Raw genomic sequence first — 18,463 nt, forward strand, 5'->3', positions numbered from 1 at the left:
GGGTATTAATTGATTTAAGAATTACTACTAGTGCGTATTGCTATACATTTGTCGTCACAATTAGAAAGAGATTGTTTACTTAGTACTTTCGGTAAGTAAATAGTTACTGTTGTCCCGACACCAACCTCGCTCATGATACTAATTGTCCCTTGATGACTTTCAATAATTTTATAACTTAACATTAATCCAATACCAGTCCCTTTTTCTTTCGTACTATAAAAAGGTTCACCTAATCTCTTAATTCTTTCTTCAGGTATTCCTATTCCTTCATCTATTACATGAATGATGACACCATCATCATTTATTTCTTTTATGTGAATTGAAATTTCCCCACCATTTGGCATAGCTTCGATTGAATTTTGCAAAATATTAATAAATACTTGTTTCAATTGATTTTCTGAGCATTCAATAACTATATCTTTGTCATCCGTAAATAGTTCAACTTGAATATTTGTCATAATTGCTTTTGTATTCATTAACGATACGACATTTTTAAAAATTTGATAAATATTTTTCTTTTCTGTATTTATCTCATCTGTTTTAGCAATTGCCAGAAATTCTTGCAGGATTGCTTCTATCCTTTCAATTTCAGAGAGCATAAGATCAAAATATTTTTCTTGATCTTCTTTATTAATTTGAAATAACTGTATAAAACCTTTAATTACAGTTAAAGGATTTCTTACTTCATGAGCCACGCCAGCTGCTAATTGACCAATTGCTGCAAGCGTATCTGATTTATTTAGCAATTCTTCTGTCTTTTTTCGCTCTGTAATGTCGCGTACAATAATCATAATTTTATCATGTAATAATGGTAAGCACCTAGCCTCAAAGAAATCAATACTTCCATTAAGTGTGAGTGGATATTCTACAATTACATTCGTTCCTTTTTCCTTCACTTGATTAATGGCTTCCTGAAACTGCTGTGCTACTGAAGATGGTAATACTTCGTAAAACTTTTTTCCCATAAAAGCTTCTGCGGGTACGTAAAACTTTGTAGGAGATCCTGCCTTGTAATCTATAATTGTGCCATCATCTTCTGTTAAAAAACATAAATCTGGTAAAGCTTTAAAAATTAATTCCAGTTCAGATGTTTGTTGTTTTAACTGCTCTTCTATCGCTTTTAAATGTGTAATATCTACACCAACAGCCCAATAACTATATCCTGTTACAGGAAACTGTTCTGATATATTCGACCACATTATTGTTTTGATTTCACCATTTTTACATGTTAAGTGCATTTCCCAATCTCTGAAATTTTTTCCACAAGTTAAAAATTTCTTTTGTATTTGATGGCGATAATTATGATCAGGATACAATAATTGCAGTGCATTGGGATTTCCAATTATTTCTTCAGCGGTATAACCTGTTACAATTTCGCATTCTCGATTCCACAAAACAAAATCTCCATTATAATCAAGCGCATCGACCATAACAGGCATGTTTTGTAAAATCGTATGTAGTTCCTCCTCTTTCTGAGAAAGCAACGTTGTATTTTTACTTTGAAATACTTTTATTGCGCTATCTAAAATTAAACTTGAGAGCATTTCAAAGTATTTTTGACAACTGAAAATTTCACTTTTTTTGGACCATACAACAAAAGATCCTAAATGTTGATTGTATAAGAAAATGGGGATTTCAATCTTTGGAAGTTTACTCTTTTTTATCTCATTCATTCCGAATGAAAAAACACATTCTTTTTCAGCATCAAGAAGTTGATGTGATATATTAGTTAATTTATAAAATTGTTCTGCCATGGTTTCTATTGTACTCACATCAATAAGTTCCATTAGCCGCGAATTCATTCCTTTTTCACCTCAATATGTAAAATTAATACAAATCTAAAATTCATACTTCTCCATTATACGAAGAAAGCTAGTGTAGGTATATAGCTGTAGAATAATTATTCGAACAAATTTTATTTTTCAATTAAAATAAGAAAAGAATATATATACTGAATATACCTTTAATTAGTATATATTTCGTTGATTCCTCACTTATTGTCTAGTAACTTGAATTCCTCCTTACATTCACTGAATTTTCACTTGAGAGTCATACACGTTACTAATAGCGGTATAAACATGCAATAAGTATAAAGTTCATAAAATATTCACAATTTTTATGAAAAATATAAACATTTATTCCAATATATTCTATATAATAAAATGTAATAAGGCTTCTATGAATCTCATAGAATACCTTACCCCTAATAAAAAAGAAAAAAGAATCCATTTGGATTCTTTTTTCTTTTTTAATTACATTACATATTTATATAAAGCATGTGCCACACCATGTTCTTCATTTGATAACGTTTCGTATTTACACATTGCTTTTATTTCTTCTACTGCATTCCCCATTGCAATTGATATGTTCGCTTTTTCCATCATAGAAACATCGTTTAGCCCATCACCTATCGCTACAGTGTTTTCAACCGGAATATTAAGATGTTCTGCTAAAGTATATAATCCATTCCCTTTTTGAGCATCTCGATGATTAATCTCTAAATTGTGCCAATATGAAGATGTAATTGCTAAATCTGTATTATGAAGAAATGTTTCTTTGAGTTTTTTTAATTTCTCAATTTCATAAGAAAATGGTAATAGTTTATGCACATGTATATCTGTTTCTACAATTGGTTTACAACTTTCCGCACTATGAAACGCTGTATGCTCAAGATATAATGCTGCGATTGTTTCTAACTCTTTCAAGTCGAAATTTTCTTTTGAATTCTTCACATGCTCAATTTCATTACGTACACTCTCTACTCCATAATCCGGTACATACACACCTTTATCAGTATAGAGCTGATAATATAAACCATTCTCTTCAAGATATTCTACAATTTCAAGTGCCTGCATATTTTGAATTGGATATCTCTTCATCATTTTTTTATCTTTATATATAAGAGCACCATTTTCCGCAATGATTGGACACTCTAAATCAACTTCTAACAATAATCGCTCAATGTCAACAATTGAACGTCCTGTACAAATTGCTACAACATGGCCAGCTTCTTGACATGTTCGAATTGCTTCTGCATTTTCTTTACTTATCATTTTATTCCCCGAAAGAAGAGTTCCATCTAAATCAATTGCAATTAATTTCATTATTTCTTCACCACTTTCTATAAATACACGAGTTCTAATTAATTATTAGGTATCGTTTTCATACAATCCTCGTGAGGTACTTCTTATTTATAATTTATGAAAAGCGTTTCAGGTCAAGAAATAATTAAAAATAAAATCCAAAGCTTTTCTTTTTAAAAAAGCTTTGGATTTTAAACTATGAATTATAACTAATGTATTTCGTCTCACACATGTACACATTTTTTTCTTCAGTTGGGATATATACTTTAAACTTTTCTAACCGTTTTCCATAGACATGAATCGTAATAACGCTTTCATTTTTGCTAATTTCAAGAATATGACAATCCGCTGGTGGAATTACTTTATCTGTTTCTCCTTCTCCCAAATAAAGATTTCCTGTATGTGTTAAATAAACAAGTGAATTTCCAAGTTGTTTCGTTTGTATAAAGTTCTGCACCATAATCCTTCCTGAAAAAACGCCTTCTACTCCCCATGTGCCGTCATGATCATGTAAAGGTGTAGATTGTCCATCTTTCCATACGAGAGCTAGTACTTCAAAACGTTTGAGCGGATCTTCATACAATAAATGTCGTGCATATTGAGTCAAATTGGCCTTCTGTTTATCTAACGGAAGCCATGTTTTCTTTTCTAAAAGTTCTTCTAGTAACTTTTCAATGCCACACACTATTTCTTCTTCAAATAAACCGTTTTCCATAAGATCTGTAACACCTTTAATAAACTTTTGAAATGATTTACTTCCATTACAAGTCAACATAAGAATCCTCCTCTACGTTTTATACAATTCCATATTAAGGTAATTACCGAAAACTCACAATTGAGAAACAAAAAACAAGATGCAAATGTATGCACCTTGTTAAGATTTTTATTTAGCTTTCAAACGAATAGGTAAGTATTTTAATGTTTGTTCATTTTCCAATATACATTTTTCTAAACAGAAAGATGGAGATAGCTCTATTTTTTCAAAAGTATTTATAAAGGTAGTTAATGCAATCTCAGCCTCTAAACGTGCAAGTGGTGCTCCTAAGCAAAAGTGAGGACCTTTCCCAAAGGTTAAATGCTTTTCATTTCCTGTTCGATGTACATTAAATTGAGAGGCTTGTGAAAATTTTTTCTCGTCTAAATTCGCTGCACTAACCCACGCAACAATCATCTGATCCTTTTTCATTAAAGGACCAAATATATTTGTATCCTCTGTAATCCTCCGGGCCAATGTAACAGGAAAGCGATAGCGTAATACTTCCTCAATCGCTTTTGAAATTAAGTTAGGTTCTTTTCTTAACTCTTCATAAATTCCAGGTGAATCTACTAAAAAGCAATAAAAGCTATTAATAATTAAATTTGTAGTGGTTTCATTCCCAGCTGCTAGTAAACCTAATGAAAAGGTTACAATTTCTTCATCGGTTAATCTTTCGCCTTCATATTCAGCTCGAATTAAATCAGAAATGATATCATCGGTTAAATGATATCTCTTTTCCTGAACAATCGGTAGAAGGTATGCTTTGAATTCATTTAATGCTATCCCTTTCTCAGCATCCAGATCATTAAACTTTTCTTTACTATACGGCATAAATAAAATATCAGACCATTCTTTAATTTTTTTACGATCTGTTGTTGGGACTCCTAATAAATCAGAAATAACGGTAACAGGTAAAGGTGCAGCAAACTGTTCAACGATATTAACTTCACTACATTTTTCGATATGTTGTACAAGTTCATCTGCGATAGCCTGTATTCGAGGTTTCCACTGTTCTAAACTTCTTGGAGTAAATGCCTTAGAAACAATGGAACGTACATTGCGATGTTCTGGTGGATCTGTAGAGTTTATATTTATTCTAGTTTCTAAAGGAGGGATTGAGAATTGTCTGCGCTCCCTTCTACTTGAAAATAAGCGATAATCTGATAAAACACGATTTACATCATCATATAAATAAACATTCCATACATCCTGCTCTTCATCATAATGAACTGGGTGATTATCCCTCATCAAACGATACCATTCATATGGATTCCATAATTCTTCTTTTGTTTTCAGCTTTGAAATTTCATGAACTAAAATAACATTTTCAGGTGAAGCCATAGTTCTTTCCTCCCTTTTCTTTTACAATAAAAGTGATAGGTCGGCAGTTCAAAGTTGTATAAACTATCATATGTTATTTTAACATATACTAAAGGGGATTTTTCATTAGAGAACTTGAGAAATATATAAGGGGGATTTTTATGTACGTTGATATTTTACTACTAGCAGAATTAACGACCGGACCAAAACATGGATATGAAATCAAAAAAAATGTTCAAAATCGTTTAGGTGAGAATTTTGAATTAAATCACAACATGCTTTACCCTGCCCTTCGGCGCTTTGAAAATATGGGTGCTATAACGAAAAAAATACATAAACAAGTTGGAAAACCAAACCGAAATATGTACGATATAACAGAAACAGGAGAAGAAATTTTTTCTGAAATGTTACGAGAGTTTCCCGAAAAACTTGCGACAAATAATGCAGAATTTCTTGTTCGTATCGCGCTATTTGAAAAACTTGAATATGAAGCTAGAAAAGAGATTTTGACTGTACGTCAAAACGTACTACATAATCAACTTACCGCTATTCAGTCTCTAGAGGTTACCTCACCCTTTATTACTGAAGTCATTGAATTTAGTAAATCACGAATTGAACATGAATTGAGTTGGATTACATCACTTATGAAGAAAATATGAAAAAATAACAAGAAAAGTTAAAAACAATGAATGAAAATGATATTTATTATCAATACTATCATTAATAAAAGGGCAACCACGATTTGGCTACCCTTAAAAAATTTACACTTCTGGATCGAATGTTTTGCAATCTGTTTCTTCCGTTGTAGATGCATGTTTACCTTTATGACTTACTACGTAAATTGCCTCTGCACTACATTTATTACCGTTCGCCCAAAATTTACAGTTGTTTACTTCACATAAAACGTCTTGTGCCATAGTATCACACCTCCTTGTTCTATTATCATTAACAAAATTCGGAGGTATGATACTATTTGTCATCCATTTTTCATTCCCTTTTTAGCTTTCTTAATGGTTCAATATCTCCGCGTACAATAGCATCAATATTTCCAGTTATTTTTTCAATATCAAAATGCCACCATTGAATTTGCAATAATTCTTGAATTATTTCATTTGAAAATCTCTCTTTTATTTTATTTGCAGGGTTTCCACCAACAATTGTATATGGTGCGACGTCTCTAGTCACAACAGATTTAGCTGCAATGATTGCACCATCCCCTATTTTTATTCCGGGCATAATTGTTGTATCCATACCAATCCAAACGTCATTTCCTATAACTGTATCACCTTTATAAGGTAAATCAGACAAACTAGGTGTATACTTCTCCCACCCATTTCCAAATATATTAAATGGATATGCCGAAAATCCATCCATACGATGATTGGCTCCGTTCATAATAAAGTTAGCTCCAGATGCAATACAACAAAACTTTCCAATAATAAGGCGATCTCCAAGAAATTCATAATGATGTAATACTCGATCTTCAAATGTTTCTCCATCTTTCGCATCATAATAAGAATAGTCACCAACAAGTATATTAGGTTTTGTTATTATATTTTTTATAAATTGAACGTTTTGATTTCCTTCAATAGGGTATTTAACATTTGGATTAGGATTCATTTTGTACGGCACTTCCTTTACCACTTATTTCACTTTCTACCGCTATTACTGGCTTTAAATTGTATATAGGTAAAATAAACAATAATCCAATTATAAAAAGTAAAGCCGTCCCTTCATACATCATACTTAATGAAAACATCTCTTTTAATGAGCCAGCTATACTCATCGTTACTACCATTGAACCGGTAAAAAGCGGACTTAAAATACCATTTACACGACCTATAAAATCGGTATCGCTATTTTGAATAATAAGTGTATTTATACCAATTTGGATACAAGGAAGAGCTAAACCACTAAAAAGCTGCGCTGTAAGTGTCACCCATAAATTTGTAGAATATCCTATAATGCCAATACCAATTGCTTGACCAAGCATACCGATAATTAACATCTTTTGCGGAGCAACATTTTTCGCAAATACCATTGCTAATGCTCCGCCAACAATCATTCCCGCACCATTTACTGTTAGTAGCCACTGTAAACTCTCTTTTGATAATCCTAACTGCTCAGTCACAATAAATATACCTAATGGCTGAATTAATCCTATACCTAGTCCTGCAGCCATAAAACAAAGCCCTAGCAAAGTTAATGCTTTTTTCTTTTTGACATACTTAATACCATCCTTCATCTCCTGCAACAGAGTGATATCCTTCTTTTCTACGTCGTTTTCAAGATCTTTCGGAAGGAATAACAATACAACTGCCGCAAGTAAAAACGAAATACCTGTTATGATGATTGAAATATAAATTCCAAAACTATGAAAGATAAATGTCCCTAGTATTGGTCCTAATACCATAAATATTGCAAATATCGTTTGATATATAGACATTGCTAATTGAATTTGTTCCGTTGATAAATGTTGTTTAAACAACTTCATTCCAGATGGTTGTGAAAACTGTGAAAGGATTGCAGAGATGAGTGTCACAAAAAACACAATTTTCCACGTTCCAAACATAAGCGTAATTAATACAGCGAATACTGAAATGGAACTTAACGTTTCACACCATATCATTGTTTTCTTTGGCTTCCACCTATCAGCAAAAGTACCGCCAATAAATGAAAAAATAAAAATTGGAGCGAATTCAGCAACTGAAATCATCGAAATAGCAAAAGCATCACCTTTTGTCATTTCCATTACATATAGTAATACCGCAAAGTTTCGAACCCATATTCCTATTTGTAAAAATAATGCTGATGCTAAAATCCCTTGAACAAACCGATTTTTTAATACTTGTGATACCCCATTGTTTTGTTTCGTTACTACATTTGTCGACATAAAAAAGCCTCCTATTTCATGTTCTGAACAGGAGGCAGCACAAATCATATAAAAAGACTATATATTCGCAGAGCGAAATACATCCCTTTTCTATAAATGTACAGACTAACCCTATTCAGAAGAATATTTCGTTTTTTAACGAAGATCTCTTACAAATAGAATTAGTTGATCATTGGGATGTTTTCACCCTTCCGTTTCGAATTTAAATAACACATACATACTCTATGTAAATCATTTTCGATGTATGCATGTCTCCTTTTAACTATTCTAGAAAGTTAAAGGCAATTCCTCTAAAGAACGCATTAAATAGTTACCTTGCCATTTAATTTCTTCACGATTCCCTTTTATTTGTAGTTCAGGCATTCGATTAAACAAAGTAGTAATAGCAATCTTTGCTTCTAACCTCGCAAGTGGAGCGCCTAAACAGAAATGGCTACCATGACCAAAGGCAATATGACGATTATTTTCCCGAGTAATATCGAATACTTCTGGGTTTTCAAATACAGTTTCATCACGATTTGCAGAAGCTAAGGCAATGACAACCATATCTCCTTTTTCGATTGTTCGGTCGTGAATTTGAAAAGGTTCCGCTGCCCATCTTGCAGTTGTAACCTCAACTGGAGAATAATAACGCAATCCTTCCTCAATAGCCGAATCAATTAGTTTTGGATTATCTTTTAATAACTGTAATTGATTTGGATTTTCAAGAAGTGCTAATACCGTATTTGTAATTAAATTCACTGTCGTCTCGTGTCCTGCTACAATTAATAGCATTATCATTGAATATAGTTCCCGAGCGCTAAGTTTATGCCCTTCACTCTCTGCAAGTATTAAAGCACTCACTAAGTCTTCTTTTGGCTCTTTTCGTTTAATATCAACTAAATATTGAAGATATGTAATAAACTCAGATAGTTGTTTTTCGGTCTCTTTTATTTCTTCAGGTGTTTCTGGTGATGCAATAACAGCATGAGACCAAATTCTAAATTTCGCTTGATCTTCTTTTGGAATACCGAGCATCTCACTTATTACAATAATCGGTAATGGAAATGAATAATCATCCACAAGATTTAATGTACCTTTTCGCTCTATATCACTTATCAAATCATCTGCTATTTTCTCAATTCTTTTGTCTAATTGTGCAATCATCTTCGGTGTAAAAGCTTTTTGAACTAAAGATCGTAAACGACTGTGGTTAGGTGGATCTGAATTTAGCATATGTGTTGTTAAGTGGTCACTATTATCAACGGAAAGATACATGTTCTTTATATCTTGAGAAAACACATTTGTCCAATCTTTTTTTAAACGATTATCTTTTAAAAGTGGCAGAGCATCTTCATATCTAGTAATGAGCCATTCTTTACCGATTTCAACTTGGTTTACAAATAATATAGGTTGTTTTTTTCGCGATTCTTTATAAATTTCATACGCATCTTCTTTAAACTGAGCTGAAGCTAAATTAATGCCATCCTCTATGCTTAACCCAACTTTGTTTTTCATTGACATTGTATTCCCTCACTCTCATTTGTTTTTGAAAATCAACCCAACATATGCATTATACTCTAATAAAAACGTGAAAATTGTAAATTTTTAATCAAAATCTTACTTCGTATATTGAAAAATAAAAAAGTGAGAGAGTAAAATCGTTTCACTCTCCCACTTCTCTTTATGCGAAGCACATAAAATTACTAATTTGTTGATAGCGATAACTTACTTTACGACGACGACCACCTTGCCACGTGTAACCTGACACTCCATTTCTTCTCACTTCAGTCGGGAAGAACCATAAATCTCTTCCGAAAGGACCAGGACGATGTAAGCGTAAATAGCCCCATCTTCCTAAACAGTTACACATCCATGATTTCATATTGCCTGGTTGTGCCGGAGAAGCAAATGTAGACGGTAACGATGGCGCTTGTGACGGTGGTGGTGACGTTGGAGCATCCTCCGCATCATCTGGTCTGTAATCTTCTTGTTCAATATCTCTCACTTCATTTGTAGGTTCATACCCGTAGTTTTGTGGATTATAATACATCGCTTGATCATATGGATAATTTTGTTGGTTATACATATTAACAAATCACCTTCTTTTCATTCATTACCTTTATCATTCATATGTGATATGCCCTCTCTGGGAAGCTTATGTATAGCCCAAATTCAACTTAAAAAGCTCGTATTATTAAAAATACGAGCCTTTCAAAAATAGAATGTGTTTATTATTTCCTTAACTTCACACTATAAAAACGCATTTCATCTAACGAACCTTCAAATTCAAATACTTCTTGTTTAATTAATTGTTTCAAGCTATATTCTAAGAAGGTATCTCCAACCAATTGTTCAACAAGACCAAGTGCTTCACCAATTACTCTAGGAGCTTTGAGGAACTCTCGATCAGCACCCACACTTTTCGCGCATTCAATTATAAATTGATCAAAATAATCTTCTTGTACAAAATGCACTTCATTTTCTTTCCACACTCTTAAACATTCTATGCTTTCCGATAATCTATCCCACTCATGTTCAAACTTCATTCGCTTCTCTTCAGTTAAATAAGGTAACTTTATAAAACTTTTTTGGAATAGAGCTAAACTTTCAGGTGGTAATTCTCCCGTTCCACGAATATCATACTCTTGTTTTAATATTTCTCTACTTGCTTCAGACGTATTAATAACTCGAATGTTTTTCTTATCCTTTAATTGTGCTATTACAAAACTTAGGCCTACATGTTCATGTGCATTATCAGCCTTCCAAATTGTAATAGGTGTTTCAACAGGAATAGTATGTAGTTCTTCTATAGTTGCTATAAATCTTAATAAATATTCTTCTTCAAAATAACTATCATATGCAGTTAAGTTATTTATTAACCACTTCTGTCTTGCTAGTTGCCCCTCATTCGTATGCAACTTATATATCGGTCCAATTGAAAAGAATTCCGAAAAAGCAACAACACTCTCTTCAAATAATTCTTCTTGACTTAACATATATTTCAAGCAACCAGCCGTTGAATCATCAAAAGCAATATGTACGTGCGTACTTTCTTTTACATTCCTTTTATAAGTAGGATTACTTGTTAATTGTTTCGGAATATCCATCAAATTTTTAATTGTATCTTCACTATAGTTTTCTTTTAATAAGTTTAACTGTATGAGAATACTTTGAAGTAAACCTTTAGCCTCATCTTCGTACATATCCTCTACAGCATTTTTAATTTTATCTATCACACAAATCCCTCTATTCATTTCAAAAATAACGTAGATTATAGTGTATCATTTTAGTATAGTTCTTTAAAGTCAAATTCAGATTACTACAGCAATCTGGATTTTCAACAAAAGCTCTCCTTATATTTTTGAATTGCTAAATATTTTTACTTTGAAAATCCTTGTATCTAAATGTATAATTATATAAAAACAAAAATATAGGGGCTATATTTATGGATAAAGTACTTACAAATTATAAACATTACTTAAAAAATTGGAGATTTATATTTATTTGCATACTACCTGCTATTGCCTTATTCGTTACTTTCGATGTCATCTTTGAACTACTGTTTCATCAAAATTTCTACTTATCTAACTTAATTTCTGCTATCATATTATTTTTAATATTTATTAACGTTAAAGATAAATTTAAAATTAAAGGCTAAAAAACACTATTTCAAAATAGCCCTTTATTATTGCATCCTACTATAAAATAAGGCTCATAGTAGATTTTCATAAAAAATAAGAGCACCCTGCAATTGGCTGCTCTTATGTGATTAGAGGTTTTTTCTGAGTATTAAGTAGGACACGAAGATCTTGTCCTACTACATAATATATGCTTGTACTTATTATTTCGTGCATGTATTAAGCACCATGTTCAGGTACTTAATATATGCATAGTCATTGCTAAAAAATCTACTCAAATATTCACTGTACAATTTCATATTTATAAATTAAAAAACATCCTCAATGGATGTTTTTTATCTAACGATTTTAAGCTTCCATAAACTTAGCCGGTACACCAATTTTTTCAACTACAGAAGATATATTAGTAGGATTAATCATTACATTTTCAATACATACTAATTTATTTTCTAATATCCCATTCTCTGTAGTAATAAGTTCTTCAAACCGATCTAAAGTCATTGAGAATTTATGTTCACTTCCACCATTCATACTAACTTTTACATACTTCATAGTGTCACCGCCTTTCATAATAATTTACCTTTCGACAAGAAGGCGCTTACATCCTTTTTATTTACTCTTAGATTTCTCACGTTTATATATATTTTGAGAACGGAAACTACTATTATTCACTCACAAAATTATTGCTAATAAGAAAGATAAAGATAAAAATGCACAAAGTGGAATATATAAACCGGTATCCATTCTTGCAAAGTGCGTATCTTTTTGTCGTTTAAAGATACCAAAATAGTTAAATTCACCAATTACTCTAATAGAAAAGACGATCATACAAATCCAGGAACCGACTTGAATAATAACATTAGGAACTGCAAAATGAACAATATTTGCTTGTTGCAATAAAATTATTGCTGCCATACTTAATAATAATGCAATGAACAATGTCATTCCGGCGCGAGGTGTAAACGCCTTTTCCCCTGATTTAGTTGGAATAACACTATTTGTCCCCCAATTACCTCCGAAAGCCCAATATACATGTAAAAAGCTAACTAAGAATAATATACAAGCAGATATATATGTAATGATAAGCATTTTATCCTCCCCTTATTTTAGTTCCTATCTATAAAATATGCTATTCCCCTCCGCAATAGCAACCTTCATTTCATTACATAAAAAAACCGTAATGATTTATCAATATTAAGATAAGTCATTACGGGGTTATTAAACTTCATTATGCATTATACCTATTTCTTCGGCGTTCCATCCTTGTTTGACCTTGAACTGCATTTTCTTTGTATGGATCTATTTGCTCTGTCATTTCATATGTTGCAACTGGTTCTTCGTACTTATACTCATGGATTTTTTCTGGCATTTTACTTTTAGATTCTTTCCCACCAAACTTAAATAGTTTCATCTTTAATTTCGGTAATCTTGGAAGACGAATCTTAAATGATAATCTTTTGCGTTTCTTTTTTGGTCCAAGTAGATTTATATTTTCTTTATTATTATCTTTCTCTTTGCGGTGAATGAACATCGCAAGTAATCCTCCTATTACAAGTCCTCCAATTAATAGTAATATATATACATAATGGCTTGTCATTAAACTCATTATGCGTTCAAGTATGACTAACGACTGTACTTCTTTTATATCCCATAGTAAAGCGGCCCATAATGAGAATAAGCCCAAAGTAAGTCCATATGTACGAAAACGGAATAAACATGGAATTAACGCGACACATGCAGCAATTTTCGCATTTGCTATGATTGAGCTTGTTGCAATATCTTGATGCCAAATAACTAACAGTAGTGTTATAAATGGCGCATACGCTATCCAACTGCATATACGTGAATACATCTTTTTAGCAAAATAACTACCGAAACTAGTAAAAAATAAAAGCCCTCCAATATATATAGATTGTTCTAGAGGGATTTGCTTTGTAAGTCCTGCAATTGGAAAGAGGCCGCTCAGTAGCATTAAGAGCACATCTAATTTCTTCACAATTCCCCATTCCTTTCAAATTTTTTCAATTAATAAAAATCGTTTTTCCATATGAAATAGTTTTTGTATTTCTAAAAAACATATTAATCCTGTCTGCACATAAAGTAAATATGTAAACGAAAAGATACTTGACAAAGGATATCCTTATTTACATAAAAAAATGACAAATCCTGATCGATATAACGAGCAGGATTTGTTTACTAGTATTTAAAGTAGAATAATTGAATCTTTCTTTTCTACTTTTACTACATCTACATCCAATTCATCATCAAATTCTTTAAACTCTCTTGCATCTATGTCAGTAATATAACTCTTTATTACTTTTTCCATATGCATGGAATATGTAATGTGTACATTCTTTTTCGAAAGCATACTAGAATTACAGCACATGTAATGTATCATTTTAGCGATATAATCCCTTTCTACAGGTTTTACACCTAATGGTAGAATTTCAAGTATATATCGCTGAAAAATCCCACTACAATTAAGTGAATATTCACCAGTGCTATAATACATCCCTTTTTGATCTGCATATAAGCCAATGCTATCTAGAGCATCATCAGGTTCTATTACACCGTAACTTGGTACATCAAAACCTGTATTTATTCTAATAATATTTAAATTTGGAACCTTTAACACCTCTGGAACAATATCAGGTAAAATATCTATATTAATTTCTTTATTTTGTAACTCTTTTATCCAATATTTTCTCAAATTTGCATCTACAATGAAGTAAACTTGTTCATTTTGTTCTTTTGCATATTGTACAATTTCCATTAATGTTTCGAAAACATATTGTTTAAAAAGAGCCCCCATATCATTTCTCTTTGATGGTTGTGGTAAAAATGCATTATGTTTATTTATATTTAATAATACGTAATCAATCGTTTGCCACTCTGTACTCCCATATAATTTATATAAAATTTCTTTTCCTTTTATTTTTGAAAAAATAGGTAAGAAATCGAATTTCGATATTCGTTCAATTGATAAACTAACATATGTACAAGGTAAATTTATCTTATTCCAACTACGCCTCAAAAATCCTTTTTGTTCTAATAGACTAAAAATACTATTTACAATTGTTTTACGAGATACATTTTGTCCTATAAATAAATTAATAAATGTTGAAATACGGTTTGTTCGTGCAAATCCCTCTCTAATGATTTGTTTTGGATCAATTTTTTCGCGTCCATCACAATTCTTCATCGCGATTAATGCTAATGTCGCATCACTGCGCTTACCCGCGGTAGCATAGACAGCTTTCTTAACATCATCTACAAGATTTGTTTTATATTTTTGGCAATATTGCATTTTATATGGATTTTGTAACACCTTTTCAATATTGTATCTCACAATCTTTAATAACACTGGAAAATCTGTATTCAATACATAAGAATTTTCACCAACTTTAGTCAAAACAATTTCGCTATCAAGTAATGCTTGTTCTATTTCCAGCGCTATATTTTCAGACCAAACTTCTAATATTAATGTCTCTAATCCTTTTGGTGCAAATAAAGGAAATAATTCATTTTTGTTATTTGTTGCTATCTTTTTACATTCTGGAAGTATTGTGAAATAAGAGAATTTACGCTGAAATTCTTTAAATAAATACTCTCTTTCCTTTACTTTTATACCCGGTTCTATTTTAGTACCTTGAACTTTATAAATTCTCTCATTGTATGGAAATAACACCCTTTTATTTTCCCCTACAATATAATCTTTCGGATATTGGAGAATATGGTCTAAATCCACCTCTCCCCCTATTTGAAAATCATCTTTTAAATTTCTAAATATTTTAATCCATTTCATACCGGTTGTAGCTTGTTGTATTTTTAGTTTTACAAACCGTATTTTTTTATTATTTGACGCAAACTCTGAGGTAGAAATCAATATCATGCCTCGTTTCCGTCTTAAAAGTAAAGGAATATCTGGGTGATTATATTCTTGATATTAAGACTGTTTTTATGAGCATTTCATATAAGTATGATGTAACTGATTAAAGCCATTTTCAAAGACGACATATCGGCGATAATTTATGTCTATTCTATGTTGGTGTTAGCAAGTTCGTTTGCAAACTTGTTAGCACTTTTTCGTTTCATCCATATGTATTTAATTTATATCAAGATCTATATCGGTTGTTCTTTCTCAATTGAGTCCATATAAAAAATCCGACTCATTAGAGTCGGATTTTCTCACATCGCACTTAAAAGATTAATCTCAATCTATTAATTTTTGATTACATTTCTCAATCCACTCTTGATATTCATTCTTCTCATCTTCAATAGGTTCACTTTCCAATAGTCTTTCACATACAAATATGAAGTTTTTATAAAACCCTTTTGATTTATAGATTGGTTTATTTGACTTATCTTTAAATCCTATAAAAGCTTTTCTATATGAATCAATAACTTCTGCACTCATATTTAAACTCTGGTATATTCTACCTTGAAGTAGATAAAGAGATGGTTCATCCTCTTTTATATCAATAGTCAGCTTTATACCTTCTAAGGCTTTTTTAAATTCTCCTTCACTATAATCTATCATAACCTTCCCAATATAAGCTCTTACAAATTGTTTATCTAATTTTATTGCATTATTATAAGCATCAATAGCGTCTTCGTTATTTTTTAATTTTACCAATGCATCCCCTAAATTAAAATATCTTTCAGGAGTTGGATTTATTTCTATAGCTTTTTCAAGGTCATATACAGCTTTTTCTGGCTTATCTAAATCTAAATATATTAAACTTCTCAGATTATAAGCTTGCCCAAAATCTTCTTTTAACTGTATAGCATGATTTATAGCTTTTAATGAGTTTGTCAATTCTCCATCAATTTTGCTTAATATACGTGCTTTAGTGAAAAATGTTTCAGGTCTTCTTGGATTTAATCCTTCCAGTTCTTTAACTAGTTTTAAAGCCTCTTCAAACTTCCTAGCACCATATAGATTATTTACCCGCTTAGCTAGTTTACTAATTTGTTTCTCTATTTCACTATCAGGAATAATGTCAATCATACCATCTTCTGAAATTACTACAATTACACATTTCCCTTCGATTTCATCTCCATTTATATATCTTATAGCTGAATTATACCTAGCCCCCCTTGATGAGTCACCCTTTCCAGCTTGTGCATATCCATCTAATATCACTCCAATTGCATGAACATGCCCATTAATATCCATATATAAAGCACCATCTATATTGGTTATCTTCTCAACTACTTGTCTAAAATAACTACTCTCTTTAGTATCTATTATATTAATTTTTATAGATTGGTCTTTTAACCTTTCTACTTCGGTTTCTGCTACTTCTGGTGTAGTAATAACTAATGTCGTTCCATGCTTCTGATTATATGCACATTTTACAACTTCAACAATATTAGTAATTTTATTCTCTATCTGCACTTTATCTTGATTTTCTTGCTCACATAAGTACTTATTAAATATATTTTGTAAGGATTTTTTTAACCTAATTTCAGAAAATGTATTTTCTAGCAATTCCATTTTCCCATGCTTTACACTTAACAAATTTTTCTCTTCATAAAACCAATGGACTATTTCATCCATTTTAGATTCTCCATCCTTAATATTATGAATAATTTTTATTTCCTTCAATTTATATTCAAACTTACCTAAAAAATCAATTAATAAAACCTTATTCATAGCACTCTCTTTTAAGTTATATAAACCTCTTAAATTTCCTAATCCATATATATATTGGTTGTCACCTATAAGATAAATACTTTCATCCGTCATCTCCAATAATTTTCTTATCTTTCTATGCTCTTTGTACGCTATTACATCTTCAAATTTAATAATATAGCTGACGTGTTTCTCTATTATCTTCTCATCTATTAAAAGTAATTTAGCATTTATACTTTGACCTTCATAGTTTAAAGTTGAGATGACGTTTAATTCATCATACAGATTATAATTTTCATTCCCTTCCTCATTACATACATGGTTAATTAAGTTATTGATAAAATCTCTCCCTATAGAGGATATAGAATCATCAATATTTTGTTCTAAAAACTTATTTTGCCCTAAGTCTGCATATTTTTTAAATATACAATCCAAAACATATCTAAAAAATGAAAAATGTGGGGTATTCAAAAACATTTCCTTTGTATCATCCTCAAAACCTGTAAAGGTCAAATAAAATAATAAATATTTCTCTTCTTCAATTTTTAAGTAATTCAAGTAATTTAACTTCTCAAAATTTGTAAAAGAATCATTCTCTTTATCATCACTTTTAACTAATTGAATTTGTTCTAATACTCCATCAGATTCAATTAATGTTTCTTCATTTAATTTATTATTTAAGTTATGTAATTCTTCTTGTTTCCACAAAAACGAAATATCATTAATACTTAATTCAATAAGTCTATGTGGTATTTTTATATCTTTATCACCATTCTTCCCAATAATCACCATTGTTTCAATTGCTATATTAACAGTCGGATTGAGCGTCTCGATATAATTTTTAATTAACCCTTGTATATTTCCTGATCCATTCACTTCATTCTTCTCCCTTAACAAAAATTAGCAAAATAGCTTAATTTATAAATAAAATCACTTCTTAATCTCTATCTATCATACTTAAAAATCTACATATTCAAAAACCCTTAATTTTTACATTAACATTATACAAGATAAATTCTATTGTAAATACCTTTATTTCAATTTCCTAAGACAAAAGCAAAAAATTCCACTTAGATAAAAAACTATATCAGAACAAAGACAGGTCCTTTTTTATAACTTTATTCTTTTACAAAAAACACTTAACAAATTACT

General features: G+C 30.9%; 17 protein-coding genes. 2 read left to right on the plus strand and 15 right to left on the minus strand.

What is annotated here, in order from left to right:
* Window positions 1-14 precede the first annotated feature (14 nt).
* From ACTFP3_RS21270 to ACTFP3_RS21285, 4 genes are all read right to left on the minus strand, one after another.
* Window positions 15-1,802: an ATP-binding protein gene (locus ACTFP3_RS21270; protein WP_440011156.1), complete on the minus strand. Its 1,788-nt coding sequence runs from the start codon at window positions 1,800-1,802 to the stop codon at window positions 15-17.
* 450 nt (window positions 1,803-2,252) lie between these two features.
* Entirely contained in the window at window positions 2,253-3,104 is an 852-nt protein-coding gene (locus tag ACTFP3_RS21275; RefSeq protein WP_000766385.1) for a Cof-type HAD-IIB family hydrolase, read from the minus strand.
* 175 nt (window positions 3,105-3,279) lie between these two features.
* Window positions 3,280-3,858: a cysteine dioxygenase family protein gene (locus ACTFP3_RS21280; protein ID WP_000954437.1), complete on the minus strand. Its 579-nt coding sequence runs from the start codon at window positions 3,856-3,858 to the stop codon at window positions 3,280-3,282.
* Between the two features lie 108 nt (window positions 3,859-3,966).
* On the minus strand, window positions 3,967-5,181 hold the full coding sequence (locus ACTFP3_RS21285; RefSeq protein ID WP_440011158.1) for a cytochrome P450: 1,215 nt from the start codon (window positions 5,179-5,181) through the stop codon (window positions 3,967-3,969).
* Between the two features lie 140 nt (window positions 5,182-5,321).
* Here ACTFP3_RS21285 and ACTFP3_RS21290 point away from each other — a divergent pair, with 140 nt between their 5' ends.
* Entirely contained in the window at window positions 5,322-5,819 is a 498-nt protein-coding gene (locus ACTFP3_RS21290) for a PadR family transcriptional regulator (RefSeq protein ID WP_000289121.1), read from the plus strand.
* 102 nt (window positions 5,820-5,921) lie between these two features.
* On the opposite strand, the gene ACTFP3_RS21295 is transcribed toward ACTFP3_RS21290, so the two are convergent.
* From ACTFP3_RS21295 to ACTFP3_RS21320, 6 genes are all read right to left on the minus strand, one after another.
* Window positions 5,922-6,077 carry a DUF1540 domain-containing protein gene (locus ACTFP3_RS21295; protein WP_000046095.1) on the minus strand — a complete coding sequence of 52 codons (156 nt, stop codon included), beginning with the start codon at window positions 6,075-6,077 and terminating at the stop codon, window positions 5,922-5,924.
* A 70-nt stretch (window positions 6,078-6,147) separates the two neighbouring features.
* Window positions 6,148-6,780, minus strand: a complete 633-nt coding sequence (locus ACTFP3_RS21300; protein ID WP_086388162.1) for a Vat family streptogramin A O-acetyltransferase — start codon at window positions 6,778-6,780, stop codon at window positions 6,148-6,150.
* The gene (locus ACTFP3_RS21305; protein WP_000106396.1) at window positions 6,770-8,053 is read right to left on the minus strand and encodes an MFS transporter; all 1,284 of its coding nucleotides are present in this window, start codon (window positions 8,051-8,053) and stop codon (window positions 6,770-6,772) included. The genes ACTFP3_RS21300 and ACTFP3_RS21305 overlap by 11 nt, the downstream gene beginning before the upstream one ends.
* A gap of 267 nt (window positions 8,054-8,320) precedes the next feature.
* Complete coding sequence (locus ACTFP3_RS21310; RefSeq protein WP_000062125.1) at window positions 8,321-9,556, minus strand: cytochrome P450 family protein; 1,236 nt, start codon at window positions 9,554-9,556, stop codon at window positions 8,321-8,323.
* Between the two features lie 160 nt (window positions 9,557-9,716).
* Window positions 9,717-10,121, minus strand: a complete 405-nt coding sequence (locus ACTFP3_RS21315) for a hypothetical protein (RefSeq protein WP_000282687.1) — start codon at window positions 10,119-10,121, stop codon at window positions 9,717-9,719.
* A gap of 145 nt (window positions 10,122-10,266) precedes the next feature.
* Window positions 10,267-11,271, minus strand: a complete 1,005-nt coding sequence (locus ACTFP3_RS21320) for a DUF1835 domain-containing protein (protein ID WP_440011160.1) — start codon at window positions 11,269-11,271, stop codon at window positions 10,267-10,269.
* Window positions 11,272-11,480: 209 nt separating this feature from the next.
* Between ACTFP3_RS21320 and ACTFP3_RS21325 the strand changes: the two genes are divergently transcribed.
* Window positions 11,481-11,693, plus strand: coding sequence for a hypothetical protein (locus ACTFP3_RS21325; protein ID WP_000362067.1), 213 nt, complete (start codon window positions 11,481-11,483; stop codon window positions 11,691-11,693).
* Between the two features lie 328 nt (window positions 11,694-12,021).
* Here the strand turns inward: ACTFP3_RS21325 and ACTFP3_RS21330 are convergent, their stop codons facing one another.
* The 5 genes from ACTFP3_RS21330 to ACTFP3_RS21350 form a co-directional block, all read right to left on the minus strand.
* Window positions 12,022-12,225 carry a hypothetical protein gene (locus ACTFP3_RS21330; RefSeq protein ID WP_000878369.1) on the minus strand — a complete coding sequence of 68 codons (204 nt, stop codon included), beginning with the start codon at window positions 12,223-12,225 and terminating at the stop codon, window positions 12,022-12,024.
* Between the two features lie 120 nt (window positions 12,226-12,345).
* Window positions 12,346-12,762, minus strand: coding sequence for a DUF3995 domain-containing protein (locus ACTFP3_RS21335; RefSeq protein WP_000905571.1), 417 nt, complete (start codon window positions 12,760-12,762; stop codon window positions 12,346-12,348).
* A gap of 139 nt (window positions 12,763-12,901) precedes the next feature.
* A complete protein-coding gene (locus tag ACTFP3_RS21340; RefSeq protein ID WP_000732176.1) occupies window positions 12,902-13,669 on the minus strand; it encodes a DUF3959 family protein in 768 nt (255 codons plus the stop codon).
* Window positions 13,670-13,876: 207 nt separating this feature from the next.
* The gene (locus ACTFP3_RS21345; protein ID WP_440011161.1) at window positions 13,877-15,559 is read right to left on the minus strand and encodes an RNaseH domain-containing protein; all 1,683 of its coding nucleotides are present in this window, start codon (window positions 15,557-15,559) and stop codon (window positions 13,877-13,879) included.
* Between the two features lie 327 nt (window positions 15,560-15,886).
* Window positions 15,887-18,187, minus strand: coding sequence for a tetratricopeptide repeat protein (locus tag ACTFP3_RS21350; RefSeq protein WP_440011163.1), 2,301 nt, complete (start codon window positions 18,185-18,187; stop codon window positions 15,887-15,889).
* Between the last annotated feature and the right edge of the window lie 276 nt (window positions 18,188-18,463).

Origin of the sequence: Bacillus cereus group sp. MYBK5-2 (assembly GCF_051915685.1) — a bacterium.
GTDB classification, from domain to species: Bacteria; Bacillota; Bacilli; order Bacillales; family Bacillaceae_G; genus Bacillus_A; species Bacillus_A cereus.

Coding starts and splice junctions, on each gene's coding strand:
- ACTFP3_RS21330 (WP_000878369.1), bottom strand. CDS start 12,225: ATGAAGTATGTAAAAGTTAGTATGAATGGTGGAAGTGAACATAAATTC.
- ACTFP3_RS21305 (WP_000106396.1), bottom strand. CDS start 8,053: ATGTCGACAAATGTAGTAACGAAACAAAACAATGGGGTATCACAAGTA.
- ACTFP3_RS21335 (WP_000905571.1), bottom strand. CDS start 12,762: ATGCTTATCATTACATATATATCTGCTTGTATATTATTCTTAGTTAGC.
- ACTFP3_RS21275 (WP_000766385.1), bottom strand. CDS start 3,104: ATGAAATTAATTGCAATTGATTTAGATGGAACTCTTCTTTCGGGGAAT.
- ACTFP3_RS21290 (WP_000289121.1), top strand. CDS start 5,322: ATGTACGTTGATATTTTACTACTAGCAGAATTAACGACCGGACCAAAA.
- ACTFP3_RS21280 (WP_000954437.1), bottom strand. CDS start 3,858: ATGTTGACTTGTAATGGAAGTAAATCATTTCAAAAGTTTATTAAAGGT.
- ACTFP3_RS21270 (WP_440011156.1), bottom strand. CDS start 1,802: ATGAATTCGCGGCTAATGGAACTTATTGATGTGAGTACAATAGAAACC.
- ACTFP3_RS21315 (WP_000282687.1), bottom strand. CDS start 10,121: ATGTATAACCAACAAAATTATCCATATGATCAAGCGATGTATTATAAT.
- ACTFP3_RS21285 (WP_440011158.1), bottom strand. CDS start 5,181: ATGGCTTCACCTGAAAATGTTATTTTAGTTCATGAAATTTCAAAGCTG.
- ACTFP3_RS21295 (WP_000046095.1), bottom strand. CDS start 6,077: ATGGCACAAGACGTTTTATGTGAAGTAAACAACTGTAAATTTTGGGCG.
- ACTFP3_RS21325 (WP_000362067.1), top strand. CDS start 11,481: ATGGATAAAGTACTTACAAATTATAAACATTACTTAAAAAATTGGAGA.
- ACTFP3_RS21310 (WP_000062125.1), bottom strand. CDS start 9,556: ATGTCAATGAAAAACAAAGTTGGGTTAAGCATAGAGGATGGCATTAAT.
- ACTFP3_RS21300 (WP_086388162.1), bottom strand. CDS start 6,780: ATGAATCCTAATCCAAATGTTAAATACCCTATTGAAGGAAATCAAAAC.